General features: G+C 54.4%; 1 protein-coding gene. It reads right to left on the bottom strand.

The window, feature by feature from the left end; translation table 11 throughout:
* Positions 1–362 precede the first annotated feature (362 nt).
* A partial coding sequence (locus KIP88_RS45870) for a hypothetical protein (protein ID WP_214494632.1) occupies positions 363–825 on the bottom strand: 463 nt, incomplete at its 5' end.

The raw sequence follows: 825 nt of genomic DNA, 5'->3' as shown, positions 1-825 counted from the left end.
TCGGTTACATCCAATCCCGCCAGGCGATCGTCTCGCCATCCGCGATCGCTCCGTCTCCGCAATCCCGGCCAGCTCCGACGGAGCAATCGCTACCGGCGTGCCATGGAGAGAAAGAATGGTGGCTTGACAACAACCCGCAATTAAAGGGCCGATTGACAGCGGGCAGCGATCAGCTCGGCGCGTTCCGGATCCTTGAATAGCCGAAGCACGCCCAAACAGGTCCGGAATCCCTGTTCGGGATGAGGCCGATTGGCCAGAATGGCGAGGACGAGACCCTCGGTGTTAAGTCCGATCGAAAATAGTCCGTTGTCGGGTGTAGGCTGATCGAAGGTAAGAGTTGGGGCGGGGCAAGCGCGCCATCGTCACCTCTCCTTGGCGTTTGTTGTCGGCGAACTGTTCAAGGCTCTCGATAACATGCGCGCCAAAACTTTGCGGTTTTCTGGGTTGCTCATCATCGTTACGTGATTGCCTGGAACTGAAACTGCATGAATGGCCGCCCCACTCAAAACGCGGTCCCAGCCGCGCATGACCGATCTTGCCTCTGGGTCGATTGAGTTCTTGCCCCGCACACGACGACTAGGGAAAGGATCAGCTGCATAAAACTGATGTATCTCAATTGGCAGGGTCGCAGCTCGATACGATCGTAGTGCCCTGTGAAAATAGACATATCTCAAGGCGTTGTCATAGAGATCGCGATCTGAAGCTATGGCCCCAATTTGCTGCGCCTTTTCAAACAACTGAGCAACTGAACTTTGTTCAGAAAGTTTCTCCAGCAATTCGAACCGCTCATCATCTAAAGACTCGAGAGGCTCGAATATCATATCC

Source organism: Bradyrhizobium sp. SRL28 (assembly GCF_018596315.1).
Taxonomy (GTDB): domain Bacteria; phylum Pseudomonadota; class Alphaproteobacteria; order Rhizobiales; family Xanthobacteraceae; genus Bradyrhizobium.
The sequence above is the reverse complement of the archived record's forward strand: the minus strand, read 5'-3'. Positions and strand labels throughout refer to the sequence as shown.